Below are 17,916 nucleotides of genomic sequence, written 5' to 3'. Positions count from 1 at the left end.
GTGAACGCCCGGTGAATTGTGACACCCGGTTGTCATTTGGCACCATCGTCGTGGAAATGTTCGTAGACCAGCCGGGCCACCGTCTCGGAAATCCCGGCGACGGCCATCAGGTCGTTGATGCCCGCGCGCGAGACGGCCTTCGCGGTGCCGAAATGCGTCAACAGCGCGCGCTTACGCGTCGGCCCGATGCCGGCGATTTCGTCGAGCGGGTTCTTGACCATCTCCTTCTTGCGGCGGGCGCGATGCGAGCCGATCGCAAAACGGTGCGCTTCGTCGCGCAGGCGCTGAATGAAGTAGAGCACCGGATCGCGCGGCGGCAGCGTGAAGCTGTCGCGGCCAAGCGCGAAGAAGCGTTCGCGTCCGGCGTCGCGGTCGACACCCTTGGCGACGCCGATCGCGGTGACGCAGTCTTCGACATCGAGCTCCTTCAGGATGGCCCGCACGGCGGTCATCTGCCCCTGGCCGCCGTCGATGAGGACCACATCCGGCCAGGCGGGGAAGGCACCATCATCGGTTGCCTCGGCGCTCCGGTCCGGTTTGCCTTCTTCCTTCAGCAGTCGCGAGAACCGCCGCGTCATCACTTCGCGCATCATGCCGAAGTCATCGCCGGGGGTGATGTCGGTCGATTTGATGTTGAACTTGCGGTACTGGCCTTTGACGAAGCCCTCCGGCCCCGCAACGACCATGCCGCCGACGGCATTGGTGCCCATGATGTGGGAGTTGTCGTAGATCTCGATGCGGCGCGGCACCCGCTCAAGCTTGAAGGTTTCCGAGAAGCCTTCGAGCAGGCGCGATTGCGAGGCGGTTTCCGCCAGCTTGCGGCCATGGGCTTCGCGCGCGTTGGCGAGCGCATGATCGACGAGATCTTTCTTCTCACCGCGCTGCGGCACCTGGATCGCGACCTTGTATCCGGACTTTTCGCTCAGCGCCTGGCCGAGCAATTCCTGCTCCTCCACCGCCTCGCAGAGAAGGATCTGCCGGGGACAGGGCTTGTCGTCGTAGAACTGCGCCAGGAACTGCGAAAGCACCTCCGCTGTCGGCAGCGACGGGTCCGCCTTCGGGAAATAGGCGCGGTTTCCCCAGTTCTGTCCGGTGCGGAAGAAGAAGACCTGGATACAGGAAATTCCGCCCTCGTGGTGGATCGCGAAGACGTCCGCTTCCTCGACGCCGGCGGGGTTGATGCCCTGGTGGCTCTGGACGTGGCTGAGCGCCGCCAGGCGGTCGCGGTAAAGGGCCGCTCGTTCGAAGTCGAGGTTCTCCGAGGCCTCGCCCATGGCGGCGGCGATCGTCGCCTTCACCGCCTGGCTCTTGCCCGACAGGAAATCCTTGGCCTCACGCACCAGTTCCGCATAGTCGGGGTCGCTGATTTCGCCGGTGCAGGGGGCCGAACAGCGCTTGATCTGGTAGAGCAGGCAGGGGCGCGTCCGGGTCTCAAAGACGCTGTCGGTACAGGTCCTGAGCAGGAAGGCGCGCTGCAGCGAATTGATCGTTCGCCCGACGGCACCAGCCGACGCGAAGGGGCCGAAGAAGTCCCCCTTGCGGCTGCGTGCGCCGCGGTGCTTGTAAAGCGCCGGCGCCCGGCTGTCGCCCGTCACCAGAATATAGGGAAACGACTTGTCGTCGCGCAAAAGCACGTTGAAGCGCGGCCGGAGGCGCTTGATCAGGTTCGCTTCGAGCAGCAGCGCCTCGATCTCGGTGCGCGTCGTCACGAACTCCATGTTGGCGGTCTCGCGCACCATGCGCGCGATGCGGTTGGAATGGCCGCGTCCCTGGGCATAGTTGCTGACGCGCTTCTTCAGGCTGCGCGCCTTGCCGACATAGAGAACGTCGCCGGTCTCGTTGAACATGCGGTAGACGCCAGGGCCGTTTGGCAGGAGCTTGACGAAGGCCTGGATCAGCTCTGCGCCCTTCAAGCCTTCCATTTCGGCGCGATTCTCGTTCCACTCGACGGGTGGCGTGGCACTCGTGCTTTCTGCGACCTCGATCAGATCGTCGTCGTCTTCCGCTTCGCTGCCGTCATAGAGGATGCCGCCGTCTGTCGGCACGCGTCCGTTCATTCCACTATCTCCCTGATGTCGGGCGTTTCCCAGGCGAGGTGCTGGCCCCCGTCAAGCGCGATCATCTGTCCGGTAATCGACGGCGTGTCGAACAGGAAGCGGATCGTCCGTCCGAATTCGTCGAGCGTCGGCCCGCGTCTGAGAATCAGGGCTTCGACCTGCGCCTCAAAATCCTGCGGGTCCTGCCGCTCGTTTGGCAAAGTCGGCCCGGGGCCGATACCGTTGACGCGGATGCGCGGGGCGAGCGCCTGCGCCATCGTCCGGGTAGCGGTCCAAAGCGCCGACTTCGACAACATATAGGAATAAAAGCGCGGATTGGGAGCCCAGACGCGCTGGTCGATCACGTTGACAATGAGTCCATTGGCGTCCGCCGGAAGCAGTTCAGCGAAATCGCGCGCCAACAGGGAAGGGGCCTTCACATGCAGGGCGAAGTGCTGATCCCAGATTGATTCGTCGAAAGCGTCGAGGCTGTCCTTCTTGAAGACCGAGGCATTGTTGACGAGCAGGTTCAGCGGGCCAAGCGCCTCTGCGGCGCGTGCGATGAGCGTCGAAGTCTCCGCCGTATCGGTGAGGTCGGCGCGAAGCGCGATGGCCTTCGTTCCACCTTTCGAGAGTGCTTCGACCAGAGCTTCCGCTTCGTCAAATGAGGCGTCGGCATGAATGGCGACCGAAAAGCCATGGGCCGCGAGGTCCTCAACTATAGCTTTGCCGATCCGCTTGGCGCCCCCGGTCACGAGGGCGGCCTTTCGTGCTTTCTTCAACGTTTCATCCCGCTTTTTCGAATCTTCGCGTCAGCCGCCCAAGATATAGGCAAGAAACGTGAGCCTGAAACACTCCCTGACAGTTCCTTGCCGAAAAATTAATGGAATTGGCGTAAATTGTATTATTTTGTATGTGTATAGTATATCTTTCGTTAATCTTGAATCATGGTTAATAAATCCCCTGTTGCGCCAAGGCAACATCAAATTTCGGGCGTGTTTGTGCCACCAAAATTTCACATTTTGGCTCTTGTGAATCCGCATTTGCTGACCAATTTCAGCTCAACCGGGCGGGTTAATTGAAAGTTGTCCGATGTTTCACTGTGGGACCCCAAGCCCAAGGGGGCATCGGTACGAAAAGGAGAATATTTATGCGTACGCTCACCACCACCCTCATGGCTTCGGCTATGACCCTCATCGCCTTCCAGGCCGCCCAGGCTGCTGATGCGATCGACGAAGTTCCGGCTGCTCCGCAGGCCGAATACACCGAGCCGGCGCAGAAGAACTGGTCGGGCGCCTATGTCGGTGGTACCGCCGATTGGCACCATGGTCAGTTTGACGCGACCGGCAGCAACACGGCAGCCGGCTTCGGCGGCGGTCTCTACGGCGGCTACAACATGCAGAGCGGCCAGATCGTATACGGCGGCGAAGCGGATGTCGGCTACTCCGGTCAGGATTCGAGCAAGGGCAACCTGCGCATGAAGCAGGGCGTCAACGGCTCGCTGCGCGCACGCGTCGGCGTCGATCTGAACCCGGTTCTGCTTTACGGCACCGCCGGTCTCGCCGTCGGCCAGGCCAAGGGCACCGTTGGTGGCGCTTCCGACAAGAACACCATGGTCGGCTGGACCGCAGGTGCCGGCGCGGAAACCTTTGTCACCGACAACATCACCGCACGCGTCGAGTACCGTTACACGGACTACGGCTCGAAGGACTTCCGGATGGGCGGCACCAACGTCTCCTCCGGTTACGACGAACACAGCGTTCGCGTCGGTATGGGCGTGAAGTTCTGATCGGCTCTCGCCGGATCAAACAAGAAGGCCGGGGCGACCCGGCCTTTTTTGTGCGCGTTTCCTACGCTTTGAACTTGGAATAGTCGGGAAAGTGCTTTTCGAACTTCGCCGGCCAGTTCTTGAGTTTGGCGCGACCCTTCTGCCATTCGCCGGCAAAGCGCAACTCGATGTAGCGCAGCATCGCCGCAAGGGCGAAATGGCCGCCATGGAGCTTGGCTCCGGTCTTCGGCAGGTTGGCGTTCAGATGGTCGAGGCTGCGTTCGACCTTTTCCCATTGCCGGTCGATCCAGGGCTGATGCACCTTCTCCGGCGGGTGTGAACGTTTCTCGTAGACGATCGCCAGCAGGCTGTCGCAGACACCGTCGCACAAAGCTTCGAGGATCTCGACATCGGTCCGCTTGCCCGCGTTCTTCGGGTAAAGCTTGCCCTTCGTTTCCCGATCGATGAAGTGCATGATCGCGCGGCTGTCATAGACCGAACGCCCATCGTTAAGGATGAGTGTCGGTATCTTGCCGAGCGGATTGTTGCCGATCAGTTCGGGTGGATTGGCTCCGGTGTCGGTCAGCACGCTGTCGGCCGAGAACCCGGCATAATGCGCCGCCATCCGAACCTTGTTCGAATAGGGCGAGGCAGGAGAGTACAGTATCTTCATCGAGCGTCTTTCTTCTGGTCCAGAGCAATTCCGACAAGAGTGCGAAGCGGAATTGCGTCCGGAATTGCCTAAGAACAAATACCTATGGAGCCGGAGGCAGTGAAACGCTGTCTTTCCTGCATGCCTGGCGATCGACCGCCGGGCATGATCGGAAATTCAGCGACTTGTCGAAGCAGATCCGGATTTCTTCGAGCATGTTGCCTTCGCACGTGACCGCGACCGCGTCTTTTGTCATGCCAGGGTTTTTGGCGGCGAGCGCACTTTCGATCGCGTTGACGGACATGTTCGTTTGTTGCCGGGGCGGGGAGAGTTCTGGCGGCAGGGAGAGACTATTCCAGGCCGCGCGTGTGACGGCGAAATAGTCCTCCTGACTGAGCCCGGAACAGGTGCCGTGCTTGCGCCACTGATGGCCGATCAGGCCCATCGACGGAATGAGATCGAGATACTGCTTGCCGAGCGAGGAGGGCACACGGTCCGATTGCCGCGTCGGGCAGAAATCCGGGTATCCTTTTTCGTTCTGAGGCCATAGGCCGTGCACAATCAGGCCACGGTTGCCGCCGATTTCGCATTGGCTGGATTTTCCGTTGGGATCGTTGTCGCCGCACCAGGTCGGCGACCAGGAGAGCGAAAGCACATAGAAATCGAATCCGCTGCCGACCGGCACCGCGGCGATCGCTTTTGCAGGTTTCGTCTCGGCAGCCGGCGGCGCCTTCTCGGTACTCTGATCGCTGCAGCCGGCCAGGCTAGCCGCAACGAGAAGCGCCGGCAGAAGCCGGCGCGCATTCCGGATTGCTTTCATGGTTAGCGGAGCGAGGCGCAATGCGCGCCATAGACATACCAGGGATCAAGCCCGCCGACGCAGAACTCGATGCTTCTGCCGACGCCGGCAAAGCCCCAGGGGCGTTCGATGAGGTAGTAGAGCGAGCGCTGCTGGCCGTCGGTCATGACCGCCGTAGCATAGCAATATTCACGCTCGACCAGATGAGTCTCATCGCGGAACTCTTGCCGGTTCTGTCCCATGTTGCGGATATCGGCGATCGACAGATTGGCGTGCAGGTAGTTCGCATCCCGGTATTCGAAGCGCGAAGTGATGAAACCGAGCACCGAGGACTCGCTGCAAACACCTGCGTTATAGGATTGGACCTGGCCGCTGCCGATATAGTCGGCGGCGAATGCGCCCGGCGCTGCGGCGGCGGCGAGGGAAAGCGAGATGAGAAGCGTTGCTGCGAGCGTGCGAGTCATGGGCGTCTCCCTATATCGTCACAGGAGATTGCGGTGTGTCGCGCCCGTCCGTCAAGCCCCTCGGGTTGCCTGTTCTTCACCGCGCAGCCAGAAGCAGCGGGCGGAGGCGAAGCGATCCTGCGCCAACCGTGCTTTCAGGAACGGCAGCAGCAGATCGAGTTCGCCCTTCAGCGTGAAGGGCGGATTGACGATGATGAGACCGGAGCCCGAAAGGCCCGTGGTTTCGCGGTCGCTCCGGACCGACAGTTCGGCGCAGAGCATCTTCGGAATCTCGAGCGCCTTCAGTGCTTCGTGGAAAGCCTTGATCGGCGCGCCCTGCTTCAAAGGATACCAGAGGCAATAGATGCCGCCGGCAAAGCGCCGGTAGGCGCGCGCCAGGCCATCGGCGAGGCGTTCGTATTCGCCTTCCTTTTCAAAGGGCGGATCGACGAGGATCAGCCCGCGCTTCTCTTTCGGTGGCAGGTGGGCGCCGAGCGCCAGCCAGCCGTCCAGTTCGGTGATCCGGCTCTGGAAGTCGCCGTCGAAAAGCCGATGCAGGGTTTCATAGTCGTCCGGGTGCAACTCCATGGCAGACAGCCGGTCCTGCGGACGGAAGAGCATGCGCGTAAGCTTCGGCGAGCCGGGATAAAGCTTCAGCTCGCTGCCGGGATTGAGCGTACGGATGGTTTCGAGATACGGGGCGAGGATCGCAGCGATTTCGGCGGGTAGATCACCCTCGAGAAGCCGGCCGACGCCGTCGCGCCATTCCCCGGTCTTTTGCGCTTCTTCGCTCGATAGGTCGTAAAGCCCGGTGCCGGCATGGGTGTCGAGCACGCGAAACGCCTTCTCCTTCTGTTGAAGATAGCTGACGAGCCGCGCCAGCACCGCGTGCTTCAGGACGTCGGCGAAATTGCCCGCATGGTAGATGTGCCGATAGTTCATGAGCGCCGCCGATGGCTGGATCAATTGTTGCGATGGGTGAACGATTGGCTCTTTGAGCCCGTTTGTCGATGCCATATAGAAAAGCCATGAACGTTGCGACCCCCATCAAAGCAGAAAAATCGATCGGCCATTCGGTCTGTCCGCACGACTGTCCCTCCGCTTGCGCGCTGGAAGTGGATCTGACTGCCGAAGGGCGGATCGGCCGCGTGCGTGGCGCTTCCGCCAACACCTATACCGCCGGTGTGATCTGCGCCAAGGTGGCGCGCTATTCCGAGCGCATCTATCATCCGGCCCGTCTCATGGTGCCGCAGCGCCGCAAGGGTGCCAAGGGCGAGGGGAACTGGCAGGACGTCAGCTGGGAAGCGGCGCTCGACGAGATCGCCGACCAGTTCATCCGCGCCGAGCAAAAGCATGGCGCAGAGGCCGTCTGGCCATATTTCTACGCAGGGACGATGGGCCAGGTGCAGCGCGATTCCATCGAGCGCCTGCGCCACGCCAAGCGTTACTCCGGCTTCTTCGGCTCGATCTGCACCAACATGGCCTGGACCGGCTTCGCCATGGCGACCGGCGCCTTGCGCGGACCTGATCCGCGCGAGATGGCCAAGGCCGATTGCGTGGTGATCTGGGGGACGAACGCTGTCGCGACCCAGGTCAACGTAATGACGCACGCGGTGAAGGCCCGCAAGGATCGCGGCGCAAAGATCGTCGTCATCGACATCTACGACAACCCGACGGTCAAACAGGCGGATATGGGCCTGGTGCTGAAGCCCGGCACCGATGCGGCGCTGGCCTGCGCCGTCATGCACATCGCCTTTCGCGACGGCCATGCCGACCGGGCCTATATGACGGAATTCGCCGACGACCCAGCCGGCCTCGAAGCGCATCTCAAGTCGCGCGGGCCGGACTGGGCTTCCGCCATCACCGGTCTTTCGGTCGAGGAAATCGAAGCCTTCGCCAAGCTCGTCGGCACGACGCCGCGCACCTACTTCCGCCTCGGCTACGGCTTTACCCGCCAGCGCAACGGTTCGGTCGCCATCCATGCGGCGGCCTCCGTCGCCACCGTTCTTGGCTCCTGGAAGCATGAAGGCGGCGGTGCCTTCCACTCCAACAACGACATCTTCAAGCTCGACAAGCGCGAACTGATCGGCTCAGCCTTCCACGATCCGGATGTCCGCATGCTCGACCAGTCGCAGATCGGCCGCGTGCTGACCGGTGATGCCGAGGCGCTGCGCCACCGTGGTCCAGTGACCGCGATGCTGATCCAGAACACCAATCCGGTGAACGTCGCGCCGGAACAGCGGCTGGTGAAGCGTGGCTTCCTGCGCGATGATCTCTTCGTCGCGGTGCACGAGCAGTTCATGACCGATACGGCGGCGGTCGCCGATATCGTGCTGCCGGCCACCATGTTCCTCGAACATGACGATCTCTATCGTGGCGGCGGTCACCAGCACATCCTGATCGGCCCCAAGGTGGTGGAACCGCCGTCGTCCGTGCGCACCAATCTCTTCGTCATCGAGGAACTGGCCAAGCGCTTGGGCGTTGCCGACCATGCCGGCTTCGGCCTGACGGAGCGCCAGCATATCGACCGGCTGCTTGCCAACTACGGCATCGGCTACGAGGAGATGAGACAAGAGAAGTGGCTGGACTGCCAGCCGGCATTCGAAGACGCGCACTATCTCAAAGGCTTCGGTCATCCGGACGGCAAGTTCCGCTTCAAGCCGGACTGGACGGGAACGCCGGCGGCGAACCGGCCGCCGAAGTCCATGGGCATTCAGGGGCCGCATGCAGCGCTGCCGGAGTTTCCTGACCATGTCGACCTGATTGAGGTCGCTGATGCCGAGCATCCCTTCCGCCTCGCGACCTCGCCGGCCCGTTCCTTCCTCAACTCGACCTTTGCCGAGACGCCTTCCTCGATTCAGAAGGAAGTGCGCCCGGAAGTCATGCTCCATGCGGAAGACGCCGAGGCACTCGGCATCGCCGATGGCGATATCGTTCAGCTCGGCAATCAGCGTGGTGAGATCCGCCTGCATGCGAAGATCGGCGGGGGAACGCGTCGCGGCGTTGTGATCGCCGAGGGGCTCTGGCCGAACGGCGCCCATCTCGACGGGGAAGGGATCAACGTGCTGACCGGCGCCGATGCGGTGGCGCCCTATGGCGGTGCCGCCTTCCACGACAACCGGGTCTGGGTCAGGATGGCGCGCTAAATCAGGTTGTTCAACGGCAGACGGAAATCCTCCATGAGCGGCGACCACCACCATGCAGATGTCGGTAGCACGCCGGTTTCGAGGCTCTGGGCGTCGCTCGGCCTGACCGGCGGCTTCATGCTGGCGGAGGTCGTCGGCGGTGTACTGACCGGCAGTCTGGCTTTGATCTCCGACGCGATGCACATGTTGACCGACACCGCGGCCCTTGCGATCGCGCTCGTCGCCATCCATGTGGGCCGCCGCCCATCCGATCTGCTGCGCACCTACGGTTATGCGCGTTTCGAAATCCTCGCGGCCGCCTTCAACGCGCTGCTCTTGCTCGCCGTTGCCTTCTACATTCTCTACGAAGCCTGGAAGCGGCTGTCGGAGCCGCAGGAGATCCAGTCGGGCGGCATGCTGGTGATCGCCGTCATAGGCCTTCTCGTCAATCTCGCCTCGATGCGGCTCCTGACGAGCCACAAGGACGAGAGCCTCAACGTCAAGGGTGCCTATCTCGAGGTCTGGTCGGACATGCTCGGCTCGCTCGCCGTCATCGTCGGTGCCGCGGTCATCTGGTTCACCGGTTGGAAATGGGTGGACTCCCTGCTCGCCGTCGGTATCGGCTTCATGGTCTTCCCGCGCACCTGGGTGCTACTGAAGGAGTGCATCAACATCCTGCTCGAAGGCGTGCCGCCGGGCGTGCGGCTCGCCGATGTCCACGCGACGATCGCCGCCGTGCCTGGTGTCATCTCGGTGCATGATCTTCACCTCTGGGCAATCACCCAAAACCAACCGTCGTTGACCGCCCATGCGGTGCTCGCCGAGGGCGCCGATGGTGAAACGGTGCGCCGGGCGATCGAAGAGCGGCTGCGCCAGGAGTTCGACCTGCATCACACGACATTGCAGATGGAGCGCGAAGACCGCGCGACAACGGAACACATTCACTAGAACGCCGTGCGTTCAGACGAACGCACAAAGGACGCTCTAGCACTTTGATTGTAGAGCATCTTTCAGCTTTCGAGTGCTTCCACTTGAAAGCGGGATGCTCTAGAGGCAGGAACGGCCGGATGGCTGCCGCCAACGAAGGATTTCGCATGAGCACACATCACGATCCGCGCGTCAGGATCATCGGTCGCCGCACGCTTTGGGACGGGTTCATCCATCTTGAGGAAGTGACGCTCGAACAGGACATGTCGAACGGCATGACCGCGACCTTGAAGCGCGAGGTTCATGATCATGGCAGTGCCGCGACCATCCTGCTCGTCGACGCCAAGCGGCAAAGCGTGGTGCTTGTGCGGCAGCTGCGCGTTCCCGTGCTCTTGCAGGGGGACGAGGCCTACATGATCGAAGCGGTGGCCGGGTTGTTGGACGACGACACCCCGGAAGTTGCGATCGCCCGCGAGGCGTTGGAAGAGACCGGCTACCATGTCGAAGGCGCCACCCACCTTTTCGATGCCTATATGAGCCCGGGCGCGCTCACCGAGCGCACGAGCTTTTTCGTCGGCCACATCGACGTCACGGAAAAGCGTGGGGATGGCGGCGGGCTTGCGCATGAGGGAGAGGACATCGAAGTTCTCGAAATACCGCTTGATCGGGCCTTCGCTATGATCGCCACCGGCGAGATTTGCGACGCCAAGACGATCATGCTGCTGCAATGGGCAAAGCTCAACCGCAACGAACTCAGCGGCTAAATCATTGTTTTATAAGAAGATAATTTATTACGGATATTTCACTTTTTGATCGGTATCGGGTAAGCTAAAGCGCTGATGTTCTCATCATTGACATGGGCGCCCCATGACATCCTCCCTTTCGGAAAGCGCAACCGACGACGAGCAGCAGGCGGAGGGGGGCTGGATTTCCTTCCTGCGCCGCAACCGTCGCTCTCTTTCGGCCGCTGGTACGCTATTTGTGATCGCTCTCTTCGGCTTTGCGATCTTTCACCTGACATCCGAAGTTCAGTACGATGAAGTCGTCCAAGCCTTGGCAGATACGCCCTGGGCGTCGCTTGCGGCGGCGGTGTTCTTCACGGCGCTGAGCTTCCTGGCGCTGACCTTCTATGACGTCGGCGCGCTCGATTATGTCCGGCGCAAGCTGCCCTATGCCGATGTGGCGCTGACGGCCGCTTGCGCCTATGCGGTCGGCAACACCGCCGGTTTTGGCGCCTTGAGCGGTGGCGCGATCCGCTACCGGTCCTATTCCCGCCTCGGCATCGAGCCGGAAAATATTGCCCGGATCATTGCCTTCGTGACGCTTGCCTTTGGGCTCGGCCTTCTGACGGTGACCTGCCTCAGCCTGCTGGCGGTCGGCGAATATGTGGCGCCGATGACCGGGCTCGATCCGCTTTTGCTGCGCCTGATCGCCGTCGTCATCCTCGGCGGGTTGTTCACCGTGTTCTTCCTTGCGCGCGACGGCCGCGAGGTCAGCCTCGGACGCCTGACATTGCGGCTGCCGGATTCGCGCACGGTCTCGCGCCAGTTCCTGGTGACCGCGCTCGATCTCGCCGCTTCGGCAACCGTCCTCTATGTGCTCCTGCCGGCCGGCACCATCGGCTGGCCGGCTTTCCTCGCCGTCTACTCGCTCGCCGTCGGCGTCGGTGTTCTCAGTCACGTTCCAGCCGGCCTCGGCGTCTTCGAGACGATCATCATCGCGACGCTCGGCCACAACACCGATGTCGACACCATTCTCGGCGCGCTGGTTCTCTATCGCGTGATCTATCACGTGCTGCCGCTGGTGATTGCGATCGCCGTCGTTATCGGCATCGAGCTCCGCCAGCTCTCCGGCCATCCGGTCGCCTCAAGTGTGCGCCGCGTTGGCGGCCGGATGACGCCGCTGCTGCTGGCGACGCTCGGCGTCGTGCTCGCGATCATGCTGGTGCTTTCGAGCGTGACGCCGACACCCGACGAAAATCTGGCCTTTCTTGAAAGCCTGCTGCCCCTGCCGATCGTCGAGGGCGCCCATTTCCTCGCAAGCCTGCTCGGCCTTGCGCTCGTCGTCGTCTCCCGCGGCCTGGCGCTGCGCCTGGATGGTGCCTGGTGGGCGTCGATCGTGATTGCGATCGCCGCACTCCTGCTGTCGCTGATCAAGGCGATCGCGGTGGTGGAAGCGGGCATGCTCGCCTTCTTTCTCCTGGGGCTGCTCGTCAGCCGTCGCCTGTTCGTCCGTCCGGCATCCCTCTTTGGCCAGGCGCTCACCATACCGTGGCTGACGGCGCTTGGGGTCATCTGCCTCGGCGGACTGGTCGTCCTGCTCTTCGTCTACCGCGATGTCGAATACAGCCACGAGCTCTGGTGGCAGTTCGAATTTTCGGCCGAGGCGCCGCGCGGGCTGCGGGCGCTCCTTGGCGTCACCATCGGTGCCAGCATGCTTGCGATCTGGAGCCTGATGCGCCCGGCAACCGGGGCGGCGGAGCCCGCGTCCGACGATGCGATGGAGCGCGCCTTGGCGATCGTCGAGGCGCAAAACATGTCCGACGCCAATCTGGTGCGCATGGGCGACAAGAGCATCCTGTTCTCGGCCGACCGGCGGGCCTTCATCATGTACGGGCAGCGGGCCCGTTCCTGGATTGCGCTCTTCGATCCGGTCGGACCAATCGACGCCTGGCCGGAACTGATCTGGCATTTCATCGAGAAGGCGCGAGCCGCCGGCTGTCGTGCGGTTTTCTACCAGGTGTCGGCCGAAGGGCTTGCCTACTATGCCGATGCGGGGCTGCGCGCCTTCCGGCTCGGTGAACTGGCGCGCGTCGATCTCGCCCGTTTCGAGATGAAGGGCGGCAAGTGGGCAAACTTGCGCCAGCAGGTCAGCCGCGCCCAGCGCGACGGGCTGGAGTTCCAGGTCGTGCCGCCGGCGGACGTTCCTGAAATCATGGCCGACCTGACGGCTGTTTCCGATGCCTGGCTCGCCCATCACAACGCCAAGGAAAAGGGCTTCTCGCTCGGCGCCTTCGATCCGGACTATCTGACGGAGCAGCCGGTTGCGATCCTCACATGTAACGGACGCATTGTCGCTTTCGCCAATATCCTCGTGACCGGGACGAAGGAGGAGGGCACCGTCGATCTGATGCGCTTCTCGCCGGACGCGCCGAAGGGAGCCATGGATTTCCTCTTCGCCCAGGTAATGGAATATCTGAAGGGGGAGGGGTTCCGCGCCTTCAATCTCGGCATGGCACCCCTGTCCGGCATGTCGACGCGCCAGATCGCGCCGGTATGGGATCGGGCCGGCCGTACCTTCTTCGAACACGGCGAGCGCTTCTACAACTTCAAGGGCCTGCGCGCCTTCAAGTCGAAGTTTCATCCGCAGTGGCAACCGCGCTATCTTGTCGCCAGTGGCGGCATCAATCCGATCCTCGCCTTGATGGATGCGACATTCCTGATCGGCGGCGGTCTCAAGGGAGTGGTGAAGAAATGATCCGTGTCGCGAACGCCTGGAAATGCCTCACCTCGGCGGCGTTGCTGCTTTCGGTTTCCATTCTTCCTGCTGCCGCGGAAGGCGCGCCGAAGAGCTACGATACCGGGATGATCCCGTCGCCGCGCATCATGTTGCCCAAGGAAAAGGCGACCGCACTGGTCGTGCTGCTTTCGGATGCTTCAGGCTGGACGGACAAGGAGCAGGCGGTCGCTGATACGCTCACCGGTGACAAGACCATCGTCATCGGTGTCGATCTCAAGGCTTATCTCGCGTCGCTCGCCAAGGATGACGGCGACTGCATCTACATGGTCTCCGATATCGAATCGCTCAGCCAGCAGGTACAGCGCGCCATCGGCAGCGATGCCTACCAACTGCCGATCGTTGCCGGTGTCGGCGCCGGTGGCGCCATGGCGCTCGCGATTGCCGCCCAGACGCCGCCAGCCACGATCGGCCAGACGCTGGCGGTCGATCCGGAGGAGGGCATCGCGCTCAGGAAACAGCTCTGCACTCCGGCCGATAAGGTGAAGAAAGGCGACCGCATGGTCTATGGCTTGACCGATGGTGCCTTGCCGGACCCGGTCTCCGTCGTCTTCTCGCCGGCAGCCTCCGCGGATGGGCGCTCGCATGTGGCCGCGCTTATCGCAAAGCATCCGGATGTCGATCAGGAAGACAGTGACGATGATGCCTTCACGGCATTGTCCGACCATCTCTCGGATATCATCGACAGCGAAAGCGACGCCGGCAACCCGTTCGGCCTGCCGCTGACCATTCTCGACGCCAAGCCGACGCGCGATACGATGGCGGTGATCTATTCGGGTGACGGCGGCTGGCGTGACATCGACAAGGAAGTCGGCGACGTCCTCCAGCAGCAGGGGGTGCCGGTCGTCGGCTTCGATTCCCTGCATTATTTCTGGTCGGAACGCGATCCCCAGGCGACGGCGGACGACCTTGCCAAAGTGATGAGCTACTACCGCAAGCACTGGAACGTGCGCAACGTACTGCTGATCGGCTATTCCTTCGGTGCCGACGTTCTGCCGCGAACCTTCAACCTGCTGCCATCAGGCGAAAAGGCGCATGTCCGCCAGGTGACGCTGATGGCGCTGTCGCACTTGGTCGACTACAAGGTGTCGGTGCTCGGCTGGCTGGGTGCGGAAGGCGATGGCAAGGGCGGCGATCCGCTCGACGACATCAAGCGCATCGATCCGGCGCTGGTGCAATGCATCTACGGCACCGACGAAGAGGATGATGCCTGCCCTGAATTGAAGGGAACGGGCGTCGACGTCATCGGCATCGACGGTGGCCATCACTTCGACGAGGACTATCCGGCATTGACGCGGCGTGTGCTCGATGCGCTCGATCGCAGGCTGGCGTCGGCGAAGTGATGAATTGATCCAGCGCATCTTCCGCTTCCAGTAATTTCACTGAAAGCGGGGTGCTCTAATCAGGCGGCAGGCGAGATCAGCGTGGCGGTTGCTTCGGCAGCGCTATGGCTCACCGCGCGACCATCTTCCATGCGCACCTTGCCCTCGGCCATCAGCCGGAGCGCCATCGGATAGGTGCGGTGCTCGACGGTCAGCACCCGCGCTGCAAGGCTTTCGGATGTATCGCCGGGGAGAACCGGCACCACTGCCTGCGCGAGGATCGGGCCTTCGTCCATGCCTTCGGTCACGAAGTGCACCGTGCAGCCGGCGACCTTCATGCCGGCGTCGATCGCCCGCTGATGGGTGTGCAAGCCGGGGAAGAGCGGCAGCAGCGAGGGGTGGATGTTGAGGATCCGCCCTTGATGGCGCTGGATGAAGGTTGCCGAAAGCAGCCGCATATAGCCGGCCAGGCAGATGATATCCGGCGATAGGCGATCGAGCTCGGCAAGGATTGCCGCCTCGTGGGCGTCCTTGCTGTCGAAATCCTTGCGCAGGAAACTGCGTGTGGCAATACCGAGTGCTGCCGCCTTGACGAGGCCGCCGGCATCCGCCTTGTCGGCGATGACCGCAACGATCTCGGCGGGAAAACCTGGCTCGGCCGCGGCTTTCGCCAGCGCCAGCATGTTGGAGCCGCCACCCGAAATGAAGACGGCGACCCGCTTCTTGCCCGTCGAGACCTCAGTCGTCATAGGGCGAGGGTGCCCTTGTAGATCGTGCCGGCAGCACCTTCGTCGCGCGCGACCATCCGGCCGAGCGTGAAGACGGTTTCACCTTCGCCGGTCAGCACAGAGGCGATCTCCGCAGCCTTGTCCGCCGGGACGACGACGATCATGCCGACGCCGCAGTTGAAGGTGCGCAGCATCTCGTTGGCAGCAACGCCGCCGGTCTGTGCAAGCCAGGAGAACACCTTCGGCGCCTTGATCGCATCGAGGTCGATCTCGGCGGCGAGGTGCTTCGGCAGCACGCGCGGAATGTTCTCGGGGAAGCCGCCGCCGGTGATATGGGCGAGCGCCTTGATCGCGCCGGTCTCGCGGATCGCCTTCAAGAGCGGCTTCACATAGATGCGCGTCGGCGTCATCAGGAGATCGGCAAGCGTGCCTTCGCCGAACGGCGCGGGTGCGTCCCAGGCAAGGCCCGAGAGCGTGACGATCTTGCGCACCAGCGAATAGCCGTTGGAGTGAACGCCCGACGATGCGAGGCCGAGGATGACGTCGCCTTCGCCGATGTCTCCGGCCGGCAACAGTTGTCCGCGCTCGGCGGCACCCACGGCGAAGCCGGCAAGGTCATAATCGCCACCCGAATACATGCCGGGCATTTCGGCCGTCTCGCCGCCGATCAGCGCGCAGCCCGCTTCGCGGCAGCCGCTGGCGATGCCAGCGACGATCGCGGCACCCTGGTCCGGGTCGAGCTTGCCGGTCGCGAAATAGTCGAGGAAGAACAGCGGCTCGGCGCCCTGGACCACGAGGTCGTTGACGCACATGGCGACAAGGTCGATGCCGACAGTGTCGTGCTTGTTGGCATCGATGGCGATCTTGAGCTTGGTGCCGACGCCGTCATTGGCGGCAACCAGAACCGGGTCGGTGAAGCCTGCCGCCTTCAGGTCGAACAGACCGCCGAAGCCGCCGATCTCACCGTCGGCACCCGGACGCCTCGTCGAGCGCACATGCGGCTTGATCTTCTCGACCATCAGGTTGCCGGCGTCGATATCCACGCCCGCATCGCTATAGGTGAGGCCGTTCTTTCCCGACTGGCTCATGCTCGTTCTCCAAGGCTCGTCGTGCGACAGATATTTTGCGGATGCGATTGGCACGGCAGGCAAGGGAGTGCAAGCCGAGAGCACGGATTGGCGGCGTTTTTTCAACATTTTGCCCATATCCCACGGTAGAAGCGAAGCAGCATGGCTCCAAACCGTGCGGCCTTGCCCGGTTGGACTTGACCGGCGCCCGCGCCGCCCCCTATCTCCTTGCAGGGTTGTGATACGCGATCGGCGCATGCGGCGCGCCAGCGCGGGATGTGGAAAAGTGTGCGCGGTTTTCCGCCCGCACCCCGCTCCCGCTTGTGACAAGCGACCACGGTTATGATTTCAGGTCGATCCGACCTAAAATCATCGCGATCTAAAGGGAGTGTCATGGATATCAAGGTCAGCGGTTCCGGATTGCAGCGCCAGGTCATTTTCTGGCTGCTGGTGCTTGCCGCCTTCATTGCCTTCCTCATGGTTTTCAGCTCGATCCTGCTGCCTTTCCTTGCCGGCATGGCGCTTGCCTATTTCCTCGATCCGGTCGCCGACCGTCTCGAGCGGCTTGGCCTCAGCCGGTTGATGGCGACGGTCGTCATCCTGATCGGCTTCGTCGTGGTCTTCGTGCTGGCGCTCATGGTCATCATTCCTGTTGTCGTCAGCCAGGCGGCCGATTTCATCGCGAACATCCCCGGCTACGCCTCGAAGCTGCAAGTGCTGGTCAACGAAGCGCAGACGCGTCTGATCCCCGATTGGCTGGCGAGCCAGATGCCGTCGCTCAAGCAGAGCTCCGGCAAGCTGCTGGAACAGGGAGCCGCTTTCGTCGGCACGCTCTTCCAGCAGATCTGGAACTCCGGCGTGGCGCTGCTCGATGTCATTTCGCTGCTGGTCGTTACCCCTGTCGTCGCCTTCTATATTCTGCTCGACTGGGACCGGATGGTGGAGAAGGTCGATAGCTGGGTTCCGCGTGACTACGTCTCGGACGTGCGCCAGATCGCCCGCGACATGAACACGACGATCGCCGGCTTCGTGCGCGGGCAGGGCTCGCTCTGCGTCATCCTTGGCCTCTATTACGGTATCGGCCTGTCGCTGGTCGGTCTCAATTTCGGCCTGCTGATCGGCCTCTTCGCCGGCATGATCAGCTTCATTCCCTATGTCGGATCCATGGTCGGCCTGGTGCTCGCTGTTGGCGTTGCCCTGGTGCAGTTCTGGCCGGACTATCTTTGGATCGGCCTCGTGCTTGCAGTTTTCTTCAGCGGTCAGTTCATGGAGGGCAACATCCTCCAGCCGAAGCTGGTGGGTAAAAGCGTCGGCCTGCATCCGGTCTGGCTGATGTTTGCGCTCCTTGCCTTCGGCGCGCTCTTCGGCTTCGTCGGTCTGCTGGTGGCGGTGCCGGCAGCAGCCGCCATCGGCGTGCTTGTCCGCTTCGGCATCCAGCGGTACCTTGATAGCGACCTCTATCACGGGCACGGCAAGGCGGTGGAAAAGAAGGCGAAGAGCGACAAGGCCGCCTGATTCCGACGATTGTCCCGA

Annotated in this window: 15 protein-coding genes; 7 read left to right on the top strand and 8 right to left on the bottom strand. The window is 62.5% G+C overall.

Annotated features, from left to right (window positions below; translation table 11 throughout):
• Positions 1-32: 32 nt before the first annotated feature.
• Both uvrC and AC070A_RS19225 read right to left on the bottom strand, forming a co-directional pair.
• Positions 33-2,057 carry an excinuclease ABC subunit UvrC gene (gene uvrC / locus AC070A_RS19230; protein WP_113479460.1) on the bottom strand — a complete coding sequence of 675 codons (2,025 nt, stop codon included), beginning with the start codon at positions 2,055-2,057 and terminating at the stop codon, positions 33-35.
• A complete protein-coding gene (locus AC070A_RS19225) occupies positions 2,054-2,818 on the bottom strand; it encodes an SDR family oxidoreductase (RefSeq protein ID WP_057252655.1) in 765 nt (254 codons plus the stop codon). Before AC070A_RS19225 ends, uvrC begins: the two co-directional genes overlap by 4 nt.
• Positions 2,819-3,186: 368 nt before the next feature.
• Between AC070A_RS19225 and AC070A_RS19220 the strand changes: the two genes are divergently transcribed.
• Positions 3,187-3,825 carry an outer membrane protein gene (locus tag AC070A_RS19220; protein ID WP_057252653.1) on the top strand — a complete coding sequence of 213 codons (639 nt, stop codon included), beginning with the start codon at positions 3,187-3,189 and terminating at the stop codon, positions 3,823-3,825.
• Between the two features lie 61 nt (positions 3,826-3,886).
• On the opposite strand, the gene AC070A_RS19215 is transcribed toward AC070A_RS19220, so the two are convergent.
• The 4 genes from AC070A_RS19215 to AC070A_RS19200 form a co-directional block, all read right to left on the bottom strand.
• Positions 3,887-4,477: a glutathione S-transferase gene (locus tag AC070A_RS19215; protein ID WP_057252648.1), complete on the bottom strand. Its 591-nt coding sequence runs from the start codon at positions 4,475-4,477 to the stop codon at positions 3,887-3,889.
• A gap of 82 nt (positions 4,478-4,559) precedes the next feature.
• The gene (locus AC070A_RS19210) at positions 4,560-5,276 is read right to left on the bottom strand and encodes a ribonuclease T2 family protein (RefSeq protein WP_113479461.1); all 717 of its coding nucleotides are present in this window, start codon (positions 5,274-5,276) and stop codon (positions 4,560-4,562) included.
• A gap of 2 nt (positions 5,277-5,278) precedes the next feature.
• On the bottom strand, positions 5,279-5,719 hold the full coding sequence (locus AC070A_RS19205) for a hypothetical protein (protein ID WP_113479462.1): 441 nt from the start codon (positions 5,717-5,719) through the stop codon (positions 5,279-5,281).
• A 51-nt stretch (positions 5,720-5,770) separates the two neighbouring features.
• On the bottom strand, positions 5,771-6,640 hold the full coding sequence (locus AC070A_RS19200) for a 23S rRNA (adenine(2030)-N(6))-methyltransferase RlmJ (protein ID WP_057252642.1): 870 nt from the start codon (positions 6,638-6,640) through the stop codon (positions 5,771-5,773).
• A 68-nt stretch (positions 6,641-6,708) separates the two neighbouring features.
• Here AC070A_RS19200 and AC070A_RS19195 point away from each other — a divergent pair, with 68 nt between their 5' ends.
• The 5 genes from AC070A_RS19195 (at position 6,709) to AC070A_RS19175 (ending at position 14,609) form a co-directional block, all read left to right on the top strand.
• Positions 6,709-8,844 carry a molybdopterin-containing oxidoreductase family protein gene (locus tag AC070A_RS19195; protein WP_058320208.1) on the top strand — a complete coding sequence of 712 codons (2,136 nt, stop codon included), beginning with the start codon at positions 6,709-6,711 and terminating at the stop codon, positions 8,842-8,844.
• A 33-nt stretch (positions 8,845-8,877) separates the two neighbouring features.
• Positions 8,878-9,771, top strand: coding sequence for a cation diffusion facilitator family transporter (locus tag AC070A_RS19190; protein WP_110878174.1), 894 nt, complete (start codon positions 8,878-8,880; stop codon positions 9,769-9,771).
• A gap of 146 nt (positions 9,772-9,917) precedes the next feature.
• Entirely contained in the window at positions 9,918-10,514 is a 597-nt protein-coding gene (locus AC070A_RS19185; RefSeq protein WP_058329471.1) for an NUDIX domain-containing protein, read from the top strand.
• Between the two features lie 103 nt (positions 10,515-10,617).
• On the top strand, positions 10,618-13,227 hold the full coding sequence (gene mprF, locus AC070A_RS19180) for a bifunctional lysylphosphatidylglycerol flippase/synthetase MprF (RefSeq protein WP_093232191.1): 2,610 nt from the start codon (positions 10,618-10,620) through the stop codon (positions 13,225-13,227).
• A complete protein-coding gene (locus AC070A_RS19175; protein ID WP_113479463.1) occupies positions 13,224-14,609 on the top strand; it encodes a virulence factor family protein in 1,386 nt (461 codons plus the stop codon). The genes mprF and AC070A_RS19175 overlap by 4 nt, the downstream gene beginning before the upstream one ends.
• Positions 14,610-14,668: 59 nt before the next feature.
• Here AC070A_RS19175 and purN read toward each other — a convergent pair whose 3' ends face one another.
• Positions 14,669-15,337, bottom strand: coding sequence for a phosphoribosylglycinamide formyltransferase (gene purN / locus AC070A_RS19170; protein ID WP_113479464.1), 669 nt, complete (start codon positions 15,335-15,337; stop codon positions 14,669-14,671).
• Positions 15,334-16,404 (bottom strand): phosphoribosylformylglycinamidine cyclo-ligase, encoded by a 1,071-nt coding sequence (gene purM / locus AC070A_RS19165; RefSeq protein ID WP_057252631.1) that lies wholly within the window; start codon positions 16,402-16,404, stop codon positions 15,334-15,336. Before purM ends, purN begins: the two co-directional genes overlap by 4 nt.
• Positions 16,405-16,776: 372 nt before the next feature.
• Between purM and AC070A_RS19160 the strand changes: the two genes are divergently transcribed.
• On the top strand, positions 16,777-17,898 hold the full coding sequence (locus AC070A_RS19160) for an AI-2E family transporter (RefSeq protein ID WP_057252628.1): 1,122 nt from the start codon (positions 16,777-16,779) through the stop codon (positions 17,896-17,898).
• Positions 17,899-17,916: the final 18 nt, after the last annotated feature.

The organism is Ensifer sp. GW101-20A05, assembly GCF_059424735.1.
Note: the sequence above shows the minus strand (reverse complement) of the source record. Positions and strands in the feature narration are given on the sequence as shown.